Genomic DNA, 18628 nt, shown 5'->3' with positions numbered 1-18628 from the left:
CTCAACGATTTTGTGGGCCGATGAACCGGCTCTTGGCTTCTATGTGAACGCTGTCGTCATCGGCATCCTTGAGGATGAATTTCACCTCGTTGGTGCTCGATGGCAGTTTTTCCGGTGCAACGGACAACTCGGCGGGCAGGCTGACGATGTCGCCGGCCGCGACCTTGATTTCGCGCCGACCCTGCAGTTTCAGATCCGGCAGGCCGGAGGCGTCGAGCAGGTAGGTGTGGTCGCGCTGGTCCTTGTTCATGATCTTCAGGCTGTAGACGTTTTCGATCCGGCCTTCGGCGTTCTCACGGTACAGCACGCGGTCCTTGCTGACATCGAAACCGACCAGCGAACGCATGAAGAATGCGGTCACCAACAGGCTGATCATCGCCAGCAACACTACGGCATAGCCGATCAGGCGTGGGCGCAATTTATGGGTTTTCTGCCCTGACAGGTTGTGTTCGGTGGTGTAGCTGATCAGCCCGCGTGGGTACTCCATCTTGTCCATGATCGCATCGCAGGCGTCGATGCAGGCGGCGCAGCCAATGCACTCGATCTGCAGGCCGTCGCGGATGTCGATGCCGGTCGGGCAGACCTGGACGCACATGGTGCAGTCGATGCAGTCGCCCAGGCCCTGAGCCTTGTAGTCGATGCCTTTCTTGCGTGGGCCACGGCTTTCGCCACGGCGCGGGTCATAGGAAACGATCAGGGTGTCCTTGTCGAACATCACGCTCTGGAAGCGCGCATAAGGGCACATGTAGATGCACACTTGCTCGCGCAGCCAGCCGGCGTTGCCGTAGGTGGCCAGGGTGAAGAAACCGACCCAGAAATACGACCAGCCATCGGCCTGGCCGGTGAAGAAATCGATCACCAGCTCGCGGATCGGCGAGAAGTAGCCGACGAAGGTCATGCCGGTGACGAAGCCGATCAACAGCCACAAACCATGTTTGGCGAACTTGCGCAGCACCTTGTTGGCGCTCATTGGTGCCTTGTCGAGTTTTATGCGCTGGTTGCGGTCGCCTTCGGTGACCTTCTCGCACCACATGAAAATCCACGTCCAGACGCTTTGCGGGCAGGTGTAGCCGCACCAGACCCGACCGGCATACACGGTGATGAAGAACAGGCCAAAGGCCGCGATGATCAGCATGCCCGAGAGCAGGATGAAATCCTGGGGCCAGAACGTCGCGCCAAAGATAAAGAATTTACGCTCCGGCAGGTTCCACCAGACGGCTTGATGGCCGCCCCAGTTCAACCACACCGTGCCGAAATACAGCAGGAACAAAAACGCACCGCCGGCCATCCGCAGATTGCGGAACAGGCCGGTAAAAGCGCGGGTGTAGATTTTTTCCCTGGAGGCGTAGAGGTCGACGCCGTTGTTCGCATTCTTGGTGGGTGGCGTGACGTCGTGTACCGGAATCTGGTTGCTCATCATTGCATCCCACGGCAGTGGAAAAATGCCTCGGTCAGTACATGCCGACCGCGGTCAAAAAGGGGTGTCGCAGTGGCGCAATGATACGCCTGTCGCTCTAGCCTGCGGGTGCGACCTTTGGTCGCGTTGGGGAAAAATCCTGAATGGTGTAGCGAATGTAACAAAGCATGATGCAGGTCAATTGACTATAGACGATGGATGTTGCTGGTTGTGGAGCAGAAGAAAGGCAGCGAGATCGCTGCCTTTCAATCAGTAGCTACTTAAGGAATATTGCCACCCCCCAGGCTGTCCAGCGGGTCCCTCGGCCGATTGCGATCGGCGGCGTTATCGGCGAAGACGGATCGGGTCTTGCGAATCGGTGGTTGTGCCGGGGTAACGACTTCGTCCTGGGTGTCTTGCGGGTTGAGCTGCCCTGGGTTTGTGGTTTCCGGCTTTGGGGTTTGTTCGGTCATCGTCAGGTTTCCTTTCCTGTGATTGTTCAATAGTGTGCAAATCCTTGCTTGTTGGCCTCCTGGCCGAGGTAGACGTTATCGATACGGTCAGTGCCTGCCCATCGAATTTTAATTGCAAAACATTAACGGTGGGCGTGAGCCTGATACAGCGCCCGACCCTGGACCCGGAAAAGCAAAAGGCCCCGCCCATGTGAATGGGCGGGGCCTTTATTCGCGTCAAGCGTTGGCCTTACTGAGCCTCGGCTTCCGGTGCTTTTTCACCGTGGGACAGGCTGTAGACGTAAGCCGCCAACAGGTGAACCTTGTCGTTGCCTTGCAGCTGCTCTTGCGCAGGCATCTGGCCCTGACGGCCGTAACGGATGGTCTGCTGCAGTTGCGCGAAGCTCGAACCGTAGATGAATGCCGCCGGGTGAGTCAGGTTAGGCGCGCCCATGGCCGGGGTGCCTTTGCCTTCCGGACCGTGGCAGGCTACGCAGTTGGCGGCGAACAGTTTCTGCCCGGCAACCGGATCAGCCTTGGCGCCTTCCGGCAGCTTGCGGCCATCGAGGTTGGTCAGCACGAATGCCGCGACGTCGGCCACGCCTTGCTCGCCGATCACTTCAGCCCACGCAGGCATCACCGCATGACGGCCGCCCATGATGGTGGTCTTGATGGTTTCCGGCTCGCCGCCCCAGCGCCAGTCGGCGTCGGTCAGGTTAGGAAAGCCATAGGCGCCCTTGGCGTCGGAACCGTGGCAAACCGAGCAGTTGGAGGCAAACAGACGGCCACCCATTTTCAAGGCTTGCGGGTCCTTGGCGACTTCTTCGATCGGCATGGCGGCGAACTTGGCGAAGATCGGACCGAACCTGGCGTCCGACTTGGCCATTTCCTTTTCCCACTCGTGCACACCGGTCCAACCGGTCTGGCCGTTGGCGAACGGGGTCTGCTTCTCGTTGTCGAGGTAGTTGTAGCCCGGCAGCAGGCCTTTCCAGTTACCCAGGCCCGGGTACAGCGCCAGGTAGCCCAGGGCGAAGATGATGGTGCCCACGAACAGCATGAACCACCATTTCGGCAGTGGGTTGTCGTACTCCTCGATGCCATCGAAAGAGTGCCCGACGGTCTGGTCCGTTTGCTCGGTGCGCTGGCCCTTGCGGGTCGACAGCAGCAGCCAGGTCAGGGAAAAGATCGTACCGAGACTGAGGACTGTGACGTACAGACTCCAGAATGTAGTCATTCTTTGTTACTCCTAGAAGCTTGCTCGACGTGCTTGATGGCTTCGGGATCATCCGCGAAAGGCAGCAAGGTCGCGTCTTCAAACTCCGACTTGCGCTTGGGACTGAACACCCACAGTGCCAGTCCAATGAAGGCCACCATCACGACAACGGTGCCCAGGCCACGAATCATCCCGATATCCATTTAGATCACCGTTTGCTTTTGATGATGGTGCCCAGGCCTTGCAGATAGGCCACCAGCGCGTCCATTTCGGTTTTGCCCTTCACCGCATCCTTGGCACCGGCGATGTCTTCGTCGGTGTAAGGGACGCCGAGCGTGCGCAAGACTTCCATTTTCTTGGCGGTGTCTTTGCCGTCGAGCTTGTTTTCCACGAGGAACGGGTAGGCCGGCATTTTCGACTCCGGCACCACGTTGCGCGGGTTGTACAGGTGCGCACGCTGCCAGTCATCGGAGTAACGACCGCCGACGCGGGCCAGGTCCGGACCGGTACGTTTGGAGCCCCACAGGAACGGGTGGTCCCAGACGCTTTCACCGGCGACCGAGTAGTGGCCGTAGCGTTCGGTTTCGGCACGGAACGGACGGATCATCTGCGAGTGGCAGCCGACACAACCGTTGGCGATGTAAACGTCCCGGCCTTCCAGTTCAAGGGCGGTGCGCGGCTTCATGCCCTCGACCGGCTTGTTGGTGACATCCTGGAAAAACAGCGGAACGATCTGGGTCAGGCCGCCGATGCTGACGGCGATGACCATGAAGAAGGCCAGCAGGCCAATATTCTTCTCGACTGCTTCATGCTTCATCAGTGAGCTCCAACTACGGCAATCTTGGCGGCGGCTTCGGCTTCAGCCGGATCCGAGGCACGTACGGTACGGAAGACGTTGTAAGCCATGAACAGCATGCCGGCGGCGAAGAACGCACCGCCCAGGGCACGCACGATGTAGCCCGGATGGCTGGCTTGCAGCGCTTCGACGAACGAGTAGGTGAGGGTGCCGTCGTCGTTGATTGCACGCCACATCAGGCCCTGGGTGATGCCGTTGACCCACATCGAGGCGATGTAGAGCACGGTACCGATGGTCGCGAGCCAGAAGTGGGTGTTGATCAGGCCGGTGCTGTGCATCTGCGCACGACCGAACAGTTTCGGAATCATGTGGTAGACCGCGCCGATCGAGATCATCGCTACCCAGCCCAAAGCACCAGCGTGTACGTGGCCGATGGTCCAGTCGGTGTAGTGCGACAGCGAGTTGACGGTCTTGATGGCCATCATCGGGCCTTCGAAGGTCGACATGCCGTAGAACGCCAGGGACACCACCAGGAAGCGCAGGATCGGGTCGGTGCGCAGCTTATGCCAGGCGCCCGACAGGGTCATCATGCCGTTGATCATGCCGCCCCAGCTCGGTGCCAGGAGGATGATCGACATCGCCATGCCCAGCGACTGAGCCCAGTCCGGCAGTGCGGTGTAGTGCAGGTGGTGCGGGCCGGCCCAGATGTACAGGGTGATCAGCGCCCAGAAGTGCACGATCGACAGGCGATAGGAGTAGATCGGACGCTCGGCCTGTTTCGGCACGAAGTAGTACATCATCCCCAGGAAGCCGGTGGTCAGGAAGAAACCTACGGCGTTGTGGCCGTACCACCACTGGATCATCGCGTCAGTCGCGCCGGAGTAAGCCGAGTAGGACTTGAACAGGTTAACCGGCAGCGACATGTGATTGACAATGTGCAGCATCGCGGTCACGAGGATGAAGGCACCGTAGAACCAGTTACCGACATAGATGTGCTTGGTCTTGCGCTTCATGATGGTGCCGAAGAACACCAGCGCGTACACAACCCAGACCACGGCCAGCAGGATAGCCAGAGGCCATTCCAGTTCGGCGTATTCCTTGCTGGTGGTGTAACCCAGCGGCAGGGTGATGCCGGCGCCGACGATAACCGCTTGCCAACCCCAGAAGTGAAAGGCCGCGAGGCCGTCGGAAATCAGTCGCGTCTGGCAGGTTCGCTGCACGACATAATAAGAAGTGGCAAACAGTGCACATCCACCGAAGGCGAAAATCACCAGGTTGGTGTGCAGCGGGCGCAGGCGTCCAAAGCTCGTCCACGGCAGACCGAAGTTCAACTCCGGCCAGACCAGTTGCGAGGCGATGAAGACACCGAGCCCCATGCCAAGGATCCCCCAGACCACCGTCATGATGGCGAACTGGCGGACTACCTTATAGTTATAAGCAGTCGGACTGATTGCTGTGCTCATTCTAAGGTTCCACGGTTTGGGTGTTTTATTAGGATTGAAAATCGGCCGCAAGTATGTAGAAAGCAGGGGGTCATTGCAACGCGCCATGACCTGGGTCAATGCTTTCCAACGCTGATTCTGCGGCCTTTCCATGCGCCGCGTAAGGACAAAATTGCCCGCGGGCAAAATGTCGTCGCGGACGAAAAAGGCGAGGGGTTCAGGTCGGGTGTAACAGGGTGTGTTCAAACGCAATGATTGGGTGACCAAAGGCAATTGGCGCGACAGCCGGTATCTACCGGCCTTTGCGACCTGTCCTCGGGCACAATCGCCGAACACATCGGTTAAGGTCGACCTGGAACCGGTGCTTGCCGGTCCGCATCGGGGGAAGCTTAGACCCGATTCCGGGGAACCGAAAGGAAGAGTCAAAGAGGGTGCGACAATGCGTCGCAAAGAGGCGGGGGAAGCTGCCGCATCCGGGTGAATGCGGCAGTAGAGCGGTCGAGCGTTACGGCTTCTTGTCTTCTGCCAACAAAGGATCGGCACCCGCACCGTGGGACAGGCTGTACACGTAGGCGGCCAGCAGTTGCACCTTGTCGTTGCCGAGCAATTCGTTCTGCGCCGGCATGTGGCCCTGGCGACCGTGACGAATCGTCTGTTCAAGCTGCGTCAGGCTGGTGCCGTAGATGAAACCGGCCGGATGGGTCAGGTTCGGCGCGCCCATGGCTTCAGTGCCCTGGCCGTTGGCGCCGTGGCAAGCGACGCAGGTGGTGCTGAAGGCTTGCTGCCCTGCCTGCAAATCTGCGCTGCTGTCCGCAGGCAGCGGCAGGCCGGCCAGATCATGGCGGACATAAGCCGCCACGTTCTTCACGCCGGCTTCGCCGAGCACTTCGCCCCAGGCCGGCATCATCGCGATCCGCCCACCCATGATGGTGGTCTTGATGGTTTCCGCCGAACCGCCCCAGCGCCAGTCCTTGTCAGCCAGGTTAGGGAAACCGTAGGCGCCCTTGGCGTCCGAGCCGTGGCACACCGAGCAGTTGGAGGCGAACAGGCGTCCACCCATTTTCAACGCTTGCGGGTCCTTGGCCACTTCTTCCACCGGCATCGCAGCGAATTTGGCGAAGATCGGCCCGAACTTGGCGTCGGCCTTGGCCATCTCCTTTTCCCATTCGTGCACGCCGGTCCAGCCGTTCTCGTAGCCGGGCAGGATGCCTTTCCAGTTGCCCAGGCCCGGATACAGGATCAGGTAGCCGACGGCAAATACCAGGGTGCCGGCGAACAGCATGAACCACCATTGCGGCAGCGGATTGTCGTATTCCTCGATGCCGTCGAAGCTGTGGCCCATGGTCTGGTCGACGCTGCCCTTGGTCTCGCCCTTGCGAGTGCCGACCAGCAGCCAGGTCAGGCCGATCAGGCTGCCAATGGTCAGTACGCAGATCCACGTACTCCAGAAGGTGGTCATGGCCGGGTACTCCTTGTCGCGGTTTCTTCAGGGGTGGCAGGTTGCGGCTCGTCGGCGAACGGCAGCAGGCGCGCTTCGGCGAACTCGGGGTTGCGCTTGCCGTTGAACACCCAGAGGGTCAGGCCAACGAATGCAACGAAGACGACGACGGTGCCCAGCCCGCGGATCATGCCAGTGCTCATCTCAATGACCATGTCTCACCTCTTGCTCTTGATGGCAGTGCCGAGCACTTGCAGGTAGGCGACCAGTGCGTCCATCTCGCTCTTGCCCTTGAGCGATGCCACGGCGCCATTGATGTCGTCGTCGGTGTAGGGCACGCCGAGGGTGCGCATGGCCTTGAGCTTGGTTTCGGTGTGGCTGCTGTCGAGTGCGTTGGCGACCAGCCACGGGTAGGCCGGCATCTTCGACTCCGGTACGACGTTGCGCGGGTTGTACAAGTGCGCGCGGTGCCAGTCATCGGAGTAACGCGCGCCGACCCGGGCCAGGTCCGGACCGGTACGTTTCGAGCCCCACAGGAACGGGTGATCCCAGACGCTTTCACCGGCCACCGAGTAGTGCCCGTAACGTTCGGTTTCGGCGCGAAACGGCCGGATCATCTGCGAGTGGCAGCCGACGCAGCCTTCGCGGATGTAAATGTCGCGGCCTTCCAGTTGCAGCGCGGTGTAGGGCTTCATGCCTTCCACCGGTTTATTGGTCACGTCCTGGAAGAACAGCGGCACGATCTGGGTCAGGCCGCCGATGCTCACGGCCAGGATCATCAGCAGCAACAACAGGCCGACGTTTTTCTCGATAGTTTCGTGTTTCATGGCGTTCTCCTCAGGCCATCTGCGCGGCAGCGGCGATGTCGGCAGGCTTGGAAGCCTGCACGGTGCGCCAGGTGTTGTAGGCCATCAGGAACATGCCGCTGAGGAAGATCGCACCGCCGACCAGGCGCACGACGAAGCCTGGGTGGCTGGCCACCAGGGTTTCGACGAAGGAGTAGGTCAGCGTGCCGTCTTCGTTCACTGCACGCCACATCAGGCCCTGGGCGATGCCGTTGACCCACATCGAAGCGATGTAGAGCACGGTACCGATGGTGGCGAGCCAGAAGTGCGCGTTGATCAGGCCGATGCTGTGCATCTGCTCTTTGCCGAAGACTTTCGGGATCATGTGGTACAGCGCGCCGATGGAAATCATCGCCACCCAGCCGAGCGCGCCGGCGTGTACGTGACCGATAGTCCAGTCGGTGTAGTGGGAGAGGGCGTTCACGGTCTTGATCGCCATCATCGGCCCTTCGAAGGTCGACATGCCGTAGAACGCAAGGGAAACCACGAGGAAGCGCAGGATCGGGTCGCTGCGCAACTTATGCCAGGCCCCCGAGAGGGTCATCATGCCGTTGATCATGCCGCCCCAGCTTGGCGCCAGCAGCACCAGCGACATCACCATGCCCAGCGACTGGGCCCAGTCCGGCAGTGCGGTGTAGTGCAGGTGGTGCGGACCGGCCCAGATGTACAGGGTGATCAGCGCCCAGAAGTGCACGATCGACAAGCGATAGGAATACACCGGGCGCTCGGCCTGTTTCGGCACGAAGTAATACATCATGCCGAGGAAACCGGCGGTGAGGAAAAAGCCCACGGCGTTGTGGCCGTACCACCATTGCACCATGGCGTCGGTGGCACCGGAGTAGACCGAATAGGACTTGGTGAAGCTGACGGGCAATTCCAGGTTGTTGACGATGTGCAGAATCGCCACGGTGACGATGAACGCCCCGAAGAACCAGTTACCGACGTAGATGTGCTTGGTCTTGCGCTGCATGATCGTGCCGAAGAACACGATGGCGTAGGCGACCCAGACGATGGTGATCAGGATGTCGATCGGCCATTCCAGCTCGGCGTATTCCTTGGAGCTGGTGTAGCCCAGCGGCAGGCTGATCGCCGCCAGCAGAATCACAAGCTGCCAGCCCCAGAAACAGAACGCGGCGATCTTCGGCGCGAACAGTTGTGTCTGGCAGGTGCGTTGTACGGAGTAGAACGAGCTGGCGAACAGCGCGCAGCCACCGAAGGCGAAAATCACCGCGTTGGTGTGCAAAGGGCGCAAGCGACCGAAGCTGGTCCAGGGCAAATTGAAGTTGAGTTCGGGCCAGACCAACTGGGCAGCGAGAAAAACCCCGAGCCCCATGCCGACGATGCCCCACACCACCGTCATAATGGCGAATTGGCGGACCACCTTGTAGTTGTAGGCGGTACTGATAGAAGTGTTCATGGTTCCCCATCCACGGTTCAGCCGAAATGAGCGCGCGGCAAGGCAGCGCGCCCTCGACTGGAGTTATAGGCAGACTAAAAGCGAGGCAAGCATGAGCAATCGGCTCAACAGCGGTATTGACGGGGATCAATGGGCGCAGTGCGTGCGGGACAACGGATGGCTCTGGAACGCCGCATCGGGCAAGTCCACGGCGACGCTGATCCTCGCCCATGGTGCCGGCGCGCCGATGGACAGCGACTGGATGAGCGACATGGCAGCACGCCTCGCCGCGCTTGGCATCAACGTCCTGCGCTTCGAATTTCCCTACATGGCGCAGCGACGGGTCGATGGTGGCAAGCGCCCACCGAACCCGGCGCCAAAGCTGCTGGAATGCTGGCGCGAGGTCTATGCCCAGGTGCGACGCCATGTCACCGGGCCGCTGGCCATCGGTGGCAAGTCCATGGGCGGGCGCATGGCCAGTTTGCTGGCGGATGAATTGGGCGCGGATGCGCTGGTGTGCCTGGGGTATCCGTTTTATGCCGTGGGCAAACCCGAGAAGCCGCGGGTCGAGCATCTGGCTGGGCTGAAGACGCGGACGTTGATCGTGCAGGGTGAGAGGGATGCGTTGGGTAATCGCGAGGCGGTTGAAGCGTATGTGCTGTCACCGAGTATCGAAGTGTTCTGGCTGGTGGCGGGGGATCATGATTTGAAGCCGTTGAAGGCTTCTGGAGTGACGTATGAGCAGCACTTGAAAACTGCTGCTGAAAAGGCTGAAAGTTATCTAGGGTGTATTGCTATCCTCTAATGTATTTATAGGTCTTCTTTCAGGGCTCAATGTAACCTATATTTGAAGTTGTGAATGAATAACAAGTGTGGTGTTGTTGATTGTCTTTCGGAACTGGTGTTCTGGCAAAGTCGGAAGTTTATATGTGGGGTAAAAGCGGGTGCTGGGGGAGCTCAATCTATGATTGTAGCTGCAGGTCGGAGCGGCTGCCACTAACAGTTCTGATAGTTGTTGGGAGGGTGGTTGAGTCGTAGAGTGTTTTTTCGGGATGAAAAAACAGAGGTGTCAATCGTGGATAATAAAGAGCAAGGCTTCTTTGGCGGGCAGTCGCAAGATTCAGGAATGGATCAGGTGATAATTCCAAATGCCAATTACAGTCGCTGGATGAGCGATATTTTCAATGATATTGGAGGTTTAAAAGTCAATCAGCTTGCTTTGCCTTCAGCGCATAATTCAGGAGTGGACGCCACTGGAACTTGGGGGCCGAACGAATCATGGGGGGCTTGTCAGACCGATACGTTCGCTGCACAACTCGCCTGGGGGGCGCGGGTACTTGATCTGCGCCTGGTTGATGCCAGCTATCGAAAATTTACGGGAAACAATAGCGGAAGCTCTGTATTCAAGGAAGTATTCATATTTAAGCACGGGATTGCGGATGCGGGACGCCGCTTGGAGCATTGTATTCAGGCTGTCAAGGATTTTACTACCAGTAATCCGGGTGAGATTGTCATATTGAGTTTCGATAAGTACGACTTGGGGAATCACTCTGGCACAAGTGTTAAACGCTGTCTGCCTTATTTTAATCCGATCAAGGATCGGCTGATTCCCCGAGCTGCGCAAGATTTAACAGTTGCTCAGATTCGTCAGCAATACCCAGGCAAGAGTGTAATTATTGCCTGGGATCACTGGCGTGAAAGTGGCGACTACTGGGGTAAGCTCGATGGCAAGTGGACCGGGCAGGACTTTACCTCACCCGATGAGATCACGGTTTTTTGCGAGAAGCTGATGGCGGAGCCTCCTTCCGTGAAAATTTGGTCGCTTTCGGCAACCGCCTATAATAATCGTGGCCCTGTGCTGATGAGTTCTAATCATAAATTGTGGGCAGCAATATTTAAACCGGGATTTAAGAATTGCAACATTGTTAATGTGGATTTCATTGAGAGAACAGGTGTCGTTGATCATTGTATTGCGCTGAACAAGGCTCGGGGACAAGACAAGCAGCCACCAACGACGCCTTCACAGTTTACGGCTGTGCAGGTCAAAAAGGATGGCATACCGACAGATCTCGTCGAGTTAAAATGGAATCCTTCCACTGACGCTCACGGTGTTAGAATGTATGAAATTTATCAAAATGGACAGAAAATTAGTTCAATTTCGGGGAGTAGCTTGATTATAGGCCCTGTACGGCCTCTTCCTTATGTGTATAAGGTTCGGGCTTTGGATGCTTCGGGAAATATAAGCGCATTTTCCACCGAAGTGGCTCTGCATCTCGAGGATATAAATCCGTCCAGTAAGCCAGGAAACTTTAGACTTTCCAATGTAAAAATGAAATCAGTTACTTTGGAGTGGGACGTATCATACGATTTCGCAGGGGTCGTTGGCTATAGATTGATTATGAATCATCAGCCTCTGGACTTTGTTCAGGGTTTGAAGTATGAAGTGGCAAATCTGGACGTAAGTACCGAGTATGAATTCATTGTTCAAGCGGTGGATGCCAACAATCTTTATTCTCAACCGGCTGGGGTGGTTTTAGCCCCCCGGCCCGGGAAGCCAGAAAATATGAGAAGTTCAGATACAGTTCTAAACGGAGAGTATATACGGCTCTTTGCGTGGACGCCAAATATCTACACTGATATACCTTACGCATTTCAATTCAAAATTGACAGCATTCCTTACTTCGAAGAGTTTGTGCACTACCGTCCTCATGAGGATGGTACGCAGGCTGTTTGGGTTAAGGAGAATGTTAACTACAACGTTGAAGTGTGCTCAAAGCTTATAAGCAGTGGGGAGCTGTCGGAGCCTCTTTTATACAGTTTTATTATCGATAATACGCCTCCGGTATCAGGTCCTAGTTATTTTCGTGTTTCAGATGTTACGCATGCATCCGCCAAGTTAAATTGGGAGCCGGGGTATAATAGGGTTGCTAGTCATGCTCTTTCTCGCAATGAGGAGCATCCGATCCTGTTACCTAAAGATGTTGGTTTTTATATGGCTGATGGCTTAAAGGAAGATACGGAGTATCTATTTGAGATTTGGTTTATCGATGCCAATGAAAAACCTTCCATGCTTAGCTCCGTAACATTTCGGACGAAAAAGGAAAATCCGGAGCCGGAGCCGGAGCCGGAGCCTGGGAGTCCACCGACAGGATTTCGTTTCATTAAAGCAGAACGCACCGCTTTCACAATTGGATGGACTGCGCCAAGTGATTCGAGCAAACTGATTGGGTATACCGTTGTTTTAACTAGCACCGCCCCTCGTTATTTCCAGCTTGGTAAGGACATTACCACCCAAAGATTCGGTTTTTTGAATCAGGCGACACGCTATCAAGTGCAGGTGATCGCCAAATATGAGAATGGAACCGTCTCTTCACCTTTGTTGGGTGAAGGGACAACTCTATAATTCAGCGGTTGCTCGTGCCATATGTTTAACATCTCTACAGGCTGTTCACTACAGCTTGTAGAGATGTTGGCTTGCCGAGCGCATTCGAACGCAACACTCGATAATCTCTCAGCGGTTAAACCGCTCCACCAACGAATACTGGGTATTGGCGGTCTTGGTCAGCTCTTCACTGAGCAACGCAGAGTTCTGCGCCTGTTCCGAAGTCTGGTCCGCCAGTTCGGAAATGTTGCTGATGTTGCGACTGATCTCCTCAGCCACCGCACTTTGCTCTTCGGTCGCCGCAGCGATCTGGGTGGTCATGTCGGTGATGTTGGCCACCGCTTCACTGATTCCAACCAGCGCCTGATCCGCCTCCAGCACCCGCGCCACACCTTCTTCCGCCTGGCGATGCCCGGCTTCCATGGTCTGCACCGCAGTGCCGGCAGTTTGCTGGAGCTTGGCGATCAGCGCATGAATCTGCCCGGTCGACTCGCTGGTACGTTGCGCCAGTTGACGCACTTCATCCGCCACCACCGCAAACCCGCGACCCATCTCACCGGCACGAGCTGCCTCAATCGCCGCGTTGAGTGCCAGCAGGTTGGTCTGGTCGGCGATGCCCTTGATCACATCGACCACACCACCGATTTCATTACTGTCCTTGGCCAGTTGGGTCACGGTTTGACCGGTCTCACCGACCACCACCGACAGGCGCTGGATGGCCTCGCGGGTTTCCCCGGCAATGTCGCGACCACGACCGGTCAGGCGATTGGCTTCCTGGGTAGCATCAGCAGTGCGTTGCACATGACTGGCGACTTCTTGCGTGGTCGCGGCCATCTGGTTGACGGCGGTAGCGACTTGCTCGGTCTCGACGCGCTGACGCTCCAGCCCGCTCGAACTGTTGTGCGCCAAGGCATCAGACTGGCGGGCCTGATCGGTCAGGTGTTCGGCGGTGTCCTGCAGACGGGTCAGGCAGGTTTTCAGGCGGGCTTCCTGACTCAGGATCGACATCTCCAGACGCGCCTGGGCACCACGGCTGTCGGTGTACATCTGCGCGATCAGCGGGTCAGAGGTGGTCTGCTCGGCCAGGCGCAACAAACGCTTGAGGCCACGCTGCTGCCAGCTCAAGCCCAGCAGGCCCAACGGCACCGACAACCCGGCCGCCAGGGCAAAACCCCACTGCGAATTCAGCGTCGCGCCAATCATGAAGCTCAACTGGCTGACCAGAATGAACGGCAGCCAGTCCTGCAGCACCGGCAGCCACTTGTCACTGGAAGGCACCGCCGACTTGCCCTGATTGATGCGCTGATACAGCACCTCGGCACGACGGATCTGCTCGGCCGTAGGCTTGACCCGTACCGACTCGTAGCCAATCACCTGATTGCCTTCGAAGACCGGCGTCACATAGGCGTTGACCCAATAGTGATCCCCGCTCTTGCAGCGGTTCTTGACGATGCCCATCCATGGCAAGCCTTGTTTGAGCGTGGCCCACATATGCGCAAACACCGCACTCGGCACATCAGGGTGACGCACCAGGTTATGCGGCGCACGGATCAGTTCTTCACGAGAAAACCCGCTGATCTCGACAAAGGCGTCGTTGCAGTAGGTGATCACACCCTTGGCATCGGTGGTGGAAATCAACCGTTGCTGGGCCGGAAAGGTCCGTTCGCGTTGGGTAATAGGCTGGTTGTTACGCATGGCGTTTTCAATCCGTGAGACTTTGACAGGGTGTCGGCGGGGGAGGGGAATTGTTGAGTTTTTATTTTTACTGGCGGATGCGCGGTGTACAGCTTAGTGGTCTTGGTTTTTGTACAAACTTCAATGCGTCGTCTCCGTAGACCAAATGCGGCTCGAATGCGTGGTGTCGTTTATGGGACAATTGACCGGGTGGCGCTTGAGTTTCCTGCCACCTCAAAATGCTTTGAGCAAATCTCCAAGTGTAAAAACCGAGAATCAACGTAACCCTTTGAGAGGTGATCATTCCTCTCGTCAATTTTCTATGGATTTTGATCATGTTTGATGGACCTATCCTAATCACCGGAGGTGCCGGTTTTATCGGCTCTCATTTGACTGATGCCTTGCTCGCGAAAGGTTACTCAGTGCGAATTCTCGATGACTTGTCGACCGGCAAAGTCAGTAATCTACCGCTGAACAATCCACGTGTTGAATTGATCGAGGGTGACGTAGCCGATGCAACGGTCGTTGCACAGGCGATGCTTGGCTGCCGGGCAGTCGCACATTTGGCTGCTGTGGCTTCTGTTCAAGCTTCGGTGGATGATCCGGTGCGCACGCACCAGAGTAACTTCGTAGGTACCCTGAACGTTTGTGAAGCGATGCGCCAGGCCAATGTCAAACGCGTTGTTTTTGCATCGAGTGCAGCCGTATATGGTAACAATGGTGAAGGACTCGCAATCGACGAGGACACACCAAAAGCCCCATTGACACCCTATGCTTCGGACAAATTGGCGAGCGAATATTATTTCGACTTCTACCGACGCCAACACGCACTGGAACCCGTTGTATTCCGCTTTTTCAACATCTTCGGCCCGCGCCAGGATCCTTCTTCGCCGTACTCGGGTGTCATCAGCATTTTCAGCGAGCGTGCACAGAAGGGATTGCCGATTACGATTTTTGGCGATGGCGAACAGACCCGTGATTTTTTCTATGTGGAAGATCTGGTGAAGGTGCTGGTGCAGGCATTGGAAGCACCACAGGTCGAAGCAGGCGCGATTAACGTGGGTATGAATCAAGCCACTTCACTCAATCAAATGCTGGAAGTGTTGGTTGAAGTCCTGGGGGAAATCCCTCCGGTGAATCACGCTCCAGCGCGATCGGGTGACATTCGCCACTCAAGAGCGAACAACCAGCGGCTGCTGGAGCGATTCAAGGTTTCCGAGCCAACAGCCATGAGTGTCGGGCTGGCAAGGTTGCTCGGATGAGTAGTGTGTATAGCTGTTGATAAGCCGCACTGAAATGTATCTGGCCGCGTTTTTTGATGACGCGGCCAGATCGGGTTTCATTTGACGAGGGAACAGGTTAGCGCTTTGCGGCGCCCACCGGAGCTGACGTCCTGAGTTTCGAATTCTGATAACCACGCAAAACGAAAATCGCAACCATCCCACACAGAACGCCAGTGGCATTCGCCAACATATCTCCCCAGGACGCACTGCGCAGCGGCATGAAGCTTTGCTCCAATTCGATCAGCATCGACCCCACCAGCGGCCAAAGCAGCAACCAGATCAGGCGAGTCCCCGGGAACGCCAGATAGGCGCTCACCGTCAGACAGGCAAAACCTGCCCAGTGATGCAGCTTGTCCTGATTCTCGAACACCTGCGGCACCGGCTCGCCGCGCATGCCGGCAACACAGAGCACCAACAGGATCACGAAGAATGCCACTTTTGGCAGGACTCGCAGGATGCGCTGCTTCATTCGGTGACCTTGTAGAAGTTGCTGTGGAACATGTCGATGTTTCGGCGCTCGGTCAAGGTGTACAGCGAGTAGCTGCGTCCAAGCGAAGCACCACCGTCCCGCGTCAACGGTGTCCAGGCGAGGTTGGCCCGGCGAGTGGTGGAACTGGCCATCAATTCGTCGAACGGAATCGAGAAGTAGATGCCTTTGCCGAAACTACCTTCACCGTACTCTTCCTTGGTTGCATTGGTGATGGTGACCCAGCCGCCGAAACGCACGCCGTTTCCGAACTCACGGGACAAGTCCACGGTGACACCATAGTCCTTGGCCAGATAGCGACCAACGCTGACCGCGCCAAGAATGTCCTGGAAGGAACTGCGGTAGTAGAGGGTAGCGTTGCCGGTGATCGTACTGTAATCGCGCAGACCAAAGCCCTGATCGAAATCACGCTGCTTGACCCAGTTCATGTCCACACCCACGGCCCAACGCTCGCCCATTGGGCGATACAGGCCTTCGCCACCGACACCGGCGAACATCGACTCCAGGTAACCGCCGTACAGCATGCCGTAGAGGTCCTGGTCCAACTGCTTGACCTTGTTCAGCTGGAAGGTTGGCATCGTCAGTTCCGAGGTGGTCATGTACTGACGCAAATCGGTGCGCACACGCGGCAGGCCGCTGGGTGCGTCGTACTTGAACTTGTCGAAGTTGTTCGCCAGGTTCTGGCTCAGCGTACCGCTCCACCACAGGTCAGGCTGGAAGCGATACTCAGCACTCAGATCTGCACTGAATTGATACAACAGGAAGCCGTCCGGACCGCCGACGTTTTGCTTGTAACCCAAGCCCAAACCATAAGTGAAGGGATCAGGTTTTTGCTCGAACAGGGTTTTTTCCTGATGCGGCACAGCGACGTTCTGTTCGGTCACTCGGCGCAGATCTTCCAGCGGTCGATCTTCCTGGACCACCTCACGGAAGGTATCGCGCGGGACGCTTACTTCCTCGATCGGCAGGCTGTAACGGGTGTCGACCATCGTGAACCAATTGATCTCGTCGTCGACGCTGTTGTCCAAAATCCGCGAAGCGCGGCCGACCGCTTTGGGCGTGTGGAAATAGCGGTTCTGCTCGCCGTAGACGATCAGCTCGGAATCACGCTGGGTGATACGTGACACCGTGTAGCCGGCGTTGTTCTGCAGGCGCGTGGCGACGCCGGCCCACTGAACGTCGGTGGGCGCTGTGGCTGGCTTGACGTCTGGCACAGGCTCGGGTTTCGGGTCGAAGCTCTTGGTCGGCGATTTGCGGGTCGCGAAGTTGGTATGCAGGGTGATACCGAACATCGCCGTGTTGCCGCGTTCCCAGGCGGCGTGCAAGTCGATCCAGTCGTTGGCTTTGAAGACGAAGCCGAGATTGATCGGGGAATCCTGGACCTGATTGTTTTTCTGAGGCTCGTGCTGGTAGTCGTTACCCTCATATTCGAGCTTCAGCGACAGCGGCTCCCAGGGCGTCTGGTAGTTCACGCCGCCGAAAAAGGAGGGTGATCCACGGAAATACTGGTTACCGTTGAAGTCGCCCGCTTGATCGCTGGTGGGACGCTCATCAAATTTGTCGTCGACCCAACCCAACGGGTTGTCCATATCGCCACGGTTGCCGATGTAACCCCACGCCAGACCCAGACTCAGGTCAAAATTTCCAAGACGCTTGTTACCAACGAAGTATTCACTTGAGAACAGGCCCGTACCACCAAGGTCTCGTGCCCCCAAAGCGACCTGTGGGATCCAGTGGGATTCTTCGAGCAAGCGGACCTTGGCATCGATGGCCTTGTCCTTATAGCTCTGGCTACCACTCAATGATTCAGGACCATAGTCACGGTTGCTGATCGAGGTATAGCGGAACGATCCTTCCAACCAATCGAAAGGCTGAAACGACACGCTGTATCGGCTATAGGGATCAGTACGGTTGGCGTTCAACGACAACTCACCTGCAGGTGCCATCCGCGCGCTAGGTGTTTGCAACAAGCCAACACCACCGAAATCATTTTGTGTATATCGTGGCTCCGCCACAGCCCAAGTGCTGCAACCGAGCAACAGGCAGGGAATCAAGTGATACTTCATGGCTTCACCTCCAGCAGTGGCTGGGTGGCGATGAAGGCAGCCAGTTCGGTATTCAGCTCAGGCGTAGGATCGCCCTGGTCGCTGTTATGGATCGGCACATAAATTCGGGCACCTGGGGCAGGTGGTGCAGCCTTGGTTTCGTTCCAAAGCGCGACACCCTGCTTGAACACCCGGCCATCAGGTTGAATCACGAACAGCCAGTCAGCGTCAGCATTCGGGTCGCGTGGGCAATCTTTCAGGTAGCCCATGGCCGGTTGCAAAGGCTGATGTGCAAGTTCGCATTCAGCCAGCACCGCACCTTCGATCCGCACCGTGGTCGGGCGAGTGGGGTACAGCAGCACATCGCCGTCACTCAGATGAGGATTGTCCTTGCGGTTCAGCTCAACCTGCACGGGATCCAACTGAGCGACCTTGCGGGCAGTCACGGGCATTGCCTGCACCTTGTCGCGCAAACGCGCGGCAAGCGCTGCCAGTCCGGTCTCGTCGCCCTGTATCGCATTACTGCGCAACGTCGCCAGATCAAACAGCACACCGATTTTCAGGCGCTCCTGCGCATCATGCAGAGGCATGTGCAGCCACGCCGCACCGAGCAGATAGGCCTTTGGATTGACCTGGGCCGGCAGCAACACGTCATGCAGGCGCGTGCCTTCCACGAACGAATACTTCCCCGGCTTGGCGGCATCGCCCTGCACGGTGACCAGCGAGTCAGCATTAACGGCAAACGACATGAGCAGGCTGCAGCAAAGCAGCCAGGAAGA

General features: G+C 57.2%; 17 protein-coding genes. 3 read left to right on the top strand and 14 right to left on the bottom strand.

Features of this window, described 5'->3' with window-relative positions; genetic code table 11:
• Window position 1: 1 nt before the first annotated feature.
• The 10 genes from ccoG to ccoN (EIY72_RS19680) form a co-directional block, all read right to left on the bottom strand.
• Window positions 2-1417: a cytochrome c oxidase accessory protein CcoG gene (gene ccoG / locus EIY72_RS19725; RefSeq protein ID WP_093217620.1), complete on the bottom strand. Its 1416-nt coding sequence runs from the start codon at window positions 1415-1417 to the stop codon at window positions 2-4.
• 260 nt (window positions 1418-1677) lie between these two features.
• Window positions 1678-1869, bottom strand: a complete 192-nt coding sequence (locus tag EIY72_RS19720; RefSeq protein ID WP_093217622.1) for a hypothetical protein — start codon at window positions 1867-1869, stop codon at window positions 1678-1680.
• A 229-nt stretch (window positions 1870-2098) separates the two neighbouring features.
• The gene (ccoP, locus tag EIY72_RS19715; RefSeq protein ID WP_093217624.1) at window positions 2099-3082 is read right to left on the bottom strand and encodes a cytochrome-c oxidase, cbb3-type subunit III; all 984 of its coding nucleotides are present in this window, start codon (window positions 3080-3082) and stop codon (window positions 2099-2101) included.
• On the bottom strand, window positions 3079-3264 hold the full coding sequence (locus tag EIY72_RS19710) for a CcoQ/FixQ family Cbb3-type cytochrome c oxidase assembly chaperone (RefSeq protein ID WP_003175465.1): 186 nt from the start codon (window positions 3262-3264) through the stop codon (window positions 3079-3081). The genes ccoP (EIY72_RS19715) and EIY72_RS19710 overlap by 4 nt, the downstream gene beginning before the upstream one ends.
• 5 nt (window positions 3265-3269) lie before the next feature.
• Window positions 3270-3878: a cytochrome-c oxidase, cbb3-type subunit II gene (gene ccoO / locus EIY72_RS19705; RefSeq protein WP_009042961.1), complete on the bottom strand. Its 609-nt coding sequence runs from the start codon at window positions 3876-3878 to the stop codon at window positions 3270-3272.
• Window positions 3878-5320 (bottom strand): cytochrome-c oxidase, cbb3-type subunit I, encoded by a 1443-nt coding sequence (gene ccoN / locus EIY72_RS19700; protein ID WP_093217626.1) that lies wholly within the window; start codon window positions 5318-5320, stop codon window positions 3878-3880. Before ccoN (EIY72_RS19700) ends, ccoO (EIY72_RS19705) begins: the two co-directional genes overlap by 1 nt.
• Window positions 5321-5804: 484 nt before the next feature.
• Complete coding sequence (ccoP, locus tag EIY72_RS19695) at window positions 5805-6758, bottom strand: cytochrome-c oxidase, cbb3-type subunit III (protein WP_093217629.1); 954 nt, start codon at window positions 6756-6758, stop codon at window positions 5805-5807.
• Window positions 6755-6952, bottom strand: a complete 198-nt coding sequence (locus tag EIY72_RS19690; RefSeq protein ID WP_093217632.1) for a cbb3-type cytochrome oxidase subunit 3 — start codon at window positions 6950-6952, stop codon at window positions 6755-6757. The genes ccoP (EIY72_RS19695) and EIY72_RS19690 overlap by 4 nt, the downstream gene beginning before the upstream one ends.
• Window positions 6953-6955: 3 nt before the next feature.
• Window positions 6956-7564, bottom strand: coding sequence for a cytochrome-c oxidase, cbb3-type subunit II (gene ccoO, locus EIY72_RS19685; RefSeq protein ID WP_093217635.1), 609 nt, complete (start codon window positions 7562-7564; stop codon window positions 6956-6958).
• Window positions 7565-7574: 10 nt separating this feature from the next.
• Window positions 7575-8999, bottom strand: coding sequence for a cytochrome-c oxidase, cbb3-type subunit I (gene ccoN, locus EIY72_RS19680; RefSeq protein WP_093217638.1), 1425 nt, complete (start codon window positions 8997-8999; stop codon window positions 7575-7577).
• Window positions 9000-9090: 91 nt separating this feature from the next.
• On the opposite strand from ccoN (EIY72_RS19680), the gene EIY72_RS19675 reads away from it, so the two are divergent.
• Together EIY72_RS19675 and EIY72_RS19670 are read left to right on the top strand one after the other, a co-directional pair.
• Complete coding sequence (locus tag EIY72_RS19675; protein ID WP_093217641.1) at window positions 9091-9783, top strand: alpha/beta family hydrolase; 693 nt, start codon at window positions 9091-9093, stop codon at window positions 9781-9783.
• Between the two features lie 270 nt (window positions 9784-10053).
• Complete coding sequence (locus EIY72_RS19670; RefSeq protein WP_132680162.1) at window positions 10054-12381, top strand: fibronectin type III domain-containing protein; 2328 nt, start codon at window positions 10054-10056, stop codon at window positions 12379-12381.
• Window positions 12382-12489: 108 nt separating this feature from the next.
• Here EIY72_RS19670 and EIY72_RS19665 read toward each other — a convergent pair whose 3' ends face one another.
• Window positions 12490-14055: a methyl-accepting chemotaxis protein gene (locus tag EIY72_RS19665; protein ID WP_093217646.1), complete on the bottom strand. Its 1566-nt coding sequence runs from the start codon at window positions 14053-14055 to the stop codon at window positions 12490-12492.
• A gap of 314 nt (window positions 14056-14369) precedes the next feature.
• Between EIY72_RS19665 and EIY72_RS19660 the strand changes: the two genes are divergently transcribed.
• Complete coding sequence (locus EIY72_RS19660) at window positions 14370-15296, top strand: NAD-dependent epimerase/dehydratase family protein (protein ID WP_093217648.1); 927 nt, start codon at window positions 14370-14372, stop codon at window positions 15294-15296.
• Window positions 15297-15393: 97 nt separating this feature from the next.
• Here the strand turns inward: EIY72_RS19660 and EIY72_RS19655 are convergent, their stop codons facing one another.
• The 3 genes from EIY72_RS19655 to EIY72_RS19645 are packed head-to-tail and all read right to left on the bottom strand — an operon-like array spanning window position 15394 to window position 18598.
• Window positions 15394-15786, bottom strand: a complete 393-nt coding sequence (locus EIY72_RS19655) for a VanZ family protein (protein ID WP_093217650.1) — start codon at window positions 15784-15786, stop codon at window positions 15394-15396.
• Window positions 15783-17870 carry a YjbH domain-containing protein gene (locus tag EIY72_RS19650; RefSeq protein WP_093217653.1) on the bottom strand — a complete coding sequence of 696 codons (2088 nt, stop codon included), beginning with the start codon at window positions 17868-17870 and terminating at the stop codon, window positions 15783-15785. Before EIY72_RS19650 ends, EIY72_RS19655 begins: the two co-directional genes overlap by 4 nt.
• Complete coding sequence (locus tag EIY72_RS19645; protein WP_231985534.1) at window positions 17867-18598, bottom strand: capsule biosynthesis GfcC family protein; 732 nt, start codon at window positions 18596-18598, stop codon at window positions 17867-17869. Before EIY72_RS19645 ends, EIY72_RS19650 begins: the two co-directional genes overlap by 4 nt.
• Between the last annotated feature and the right edge of the window lie 30 nt (window positions 18599-18628).

The sequence above is a fragment of the Pseudomonas vancouverensis genome (genome assembly GCF_004348895.1).
Classification (GTDB): domain Bacteria; phylum Pseudomonadota; class Gammaproteobacteria; order Pseudomonadales; family Pseudomonadaceae; genus Aquipseudomonas; species Aquipseudomonas vancouverensis.
The sequence above is the reverse complement of the archived record's forward strand: the minus strand, read 5'-3'. Positions and strand labels throughout refer to the sequence as shown.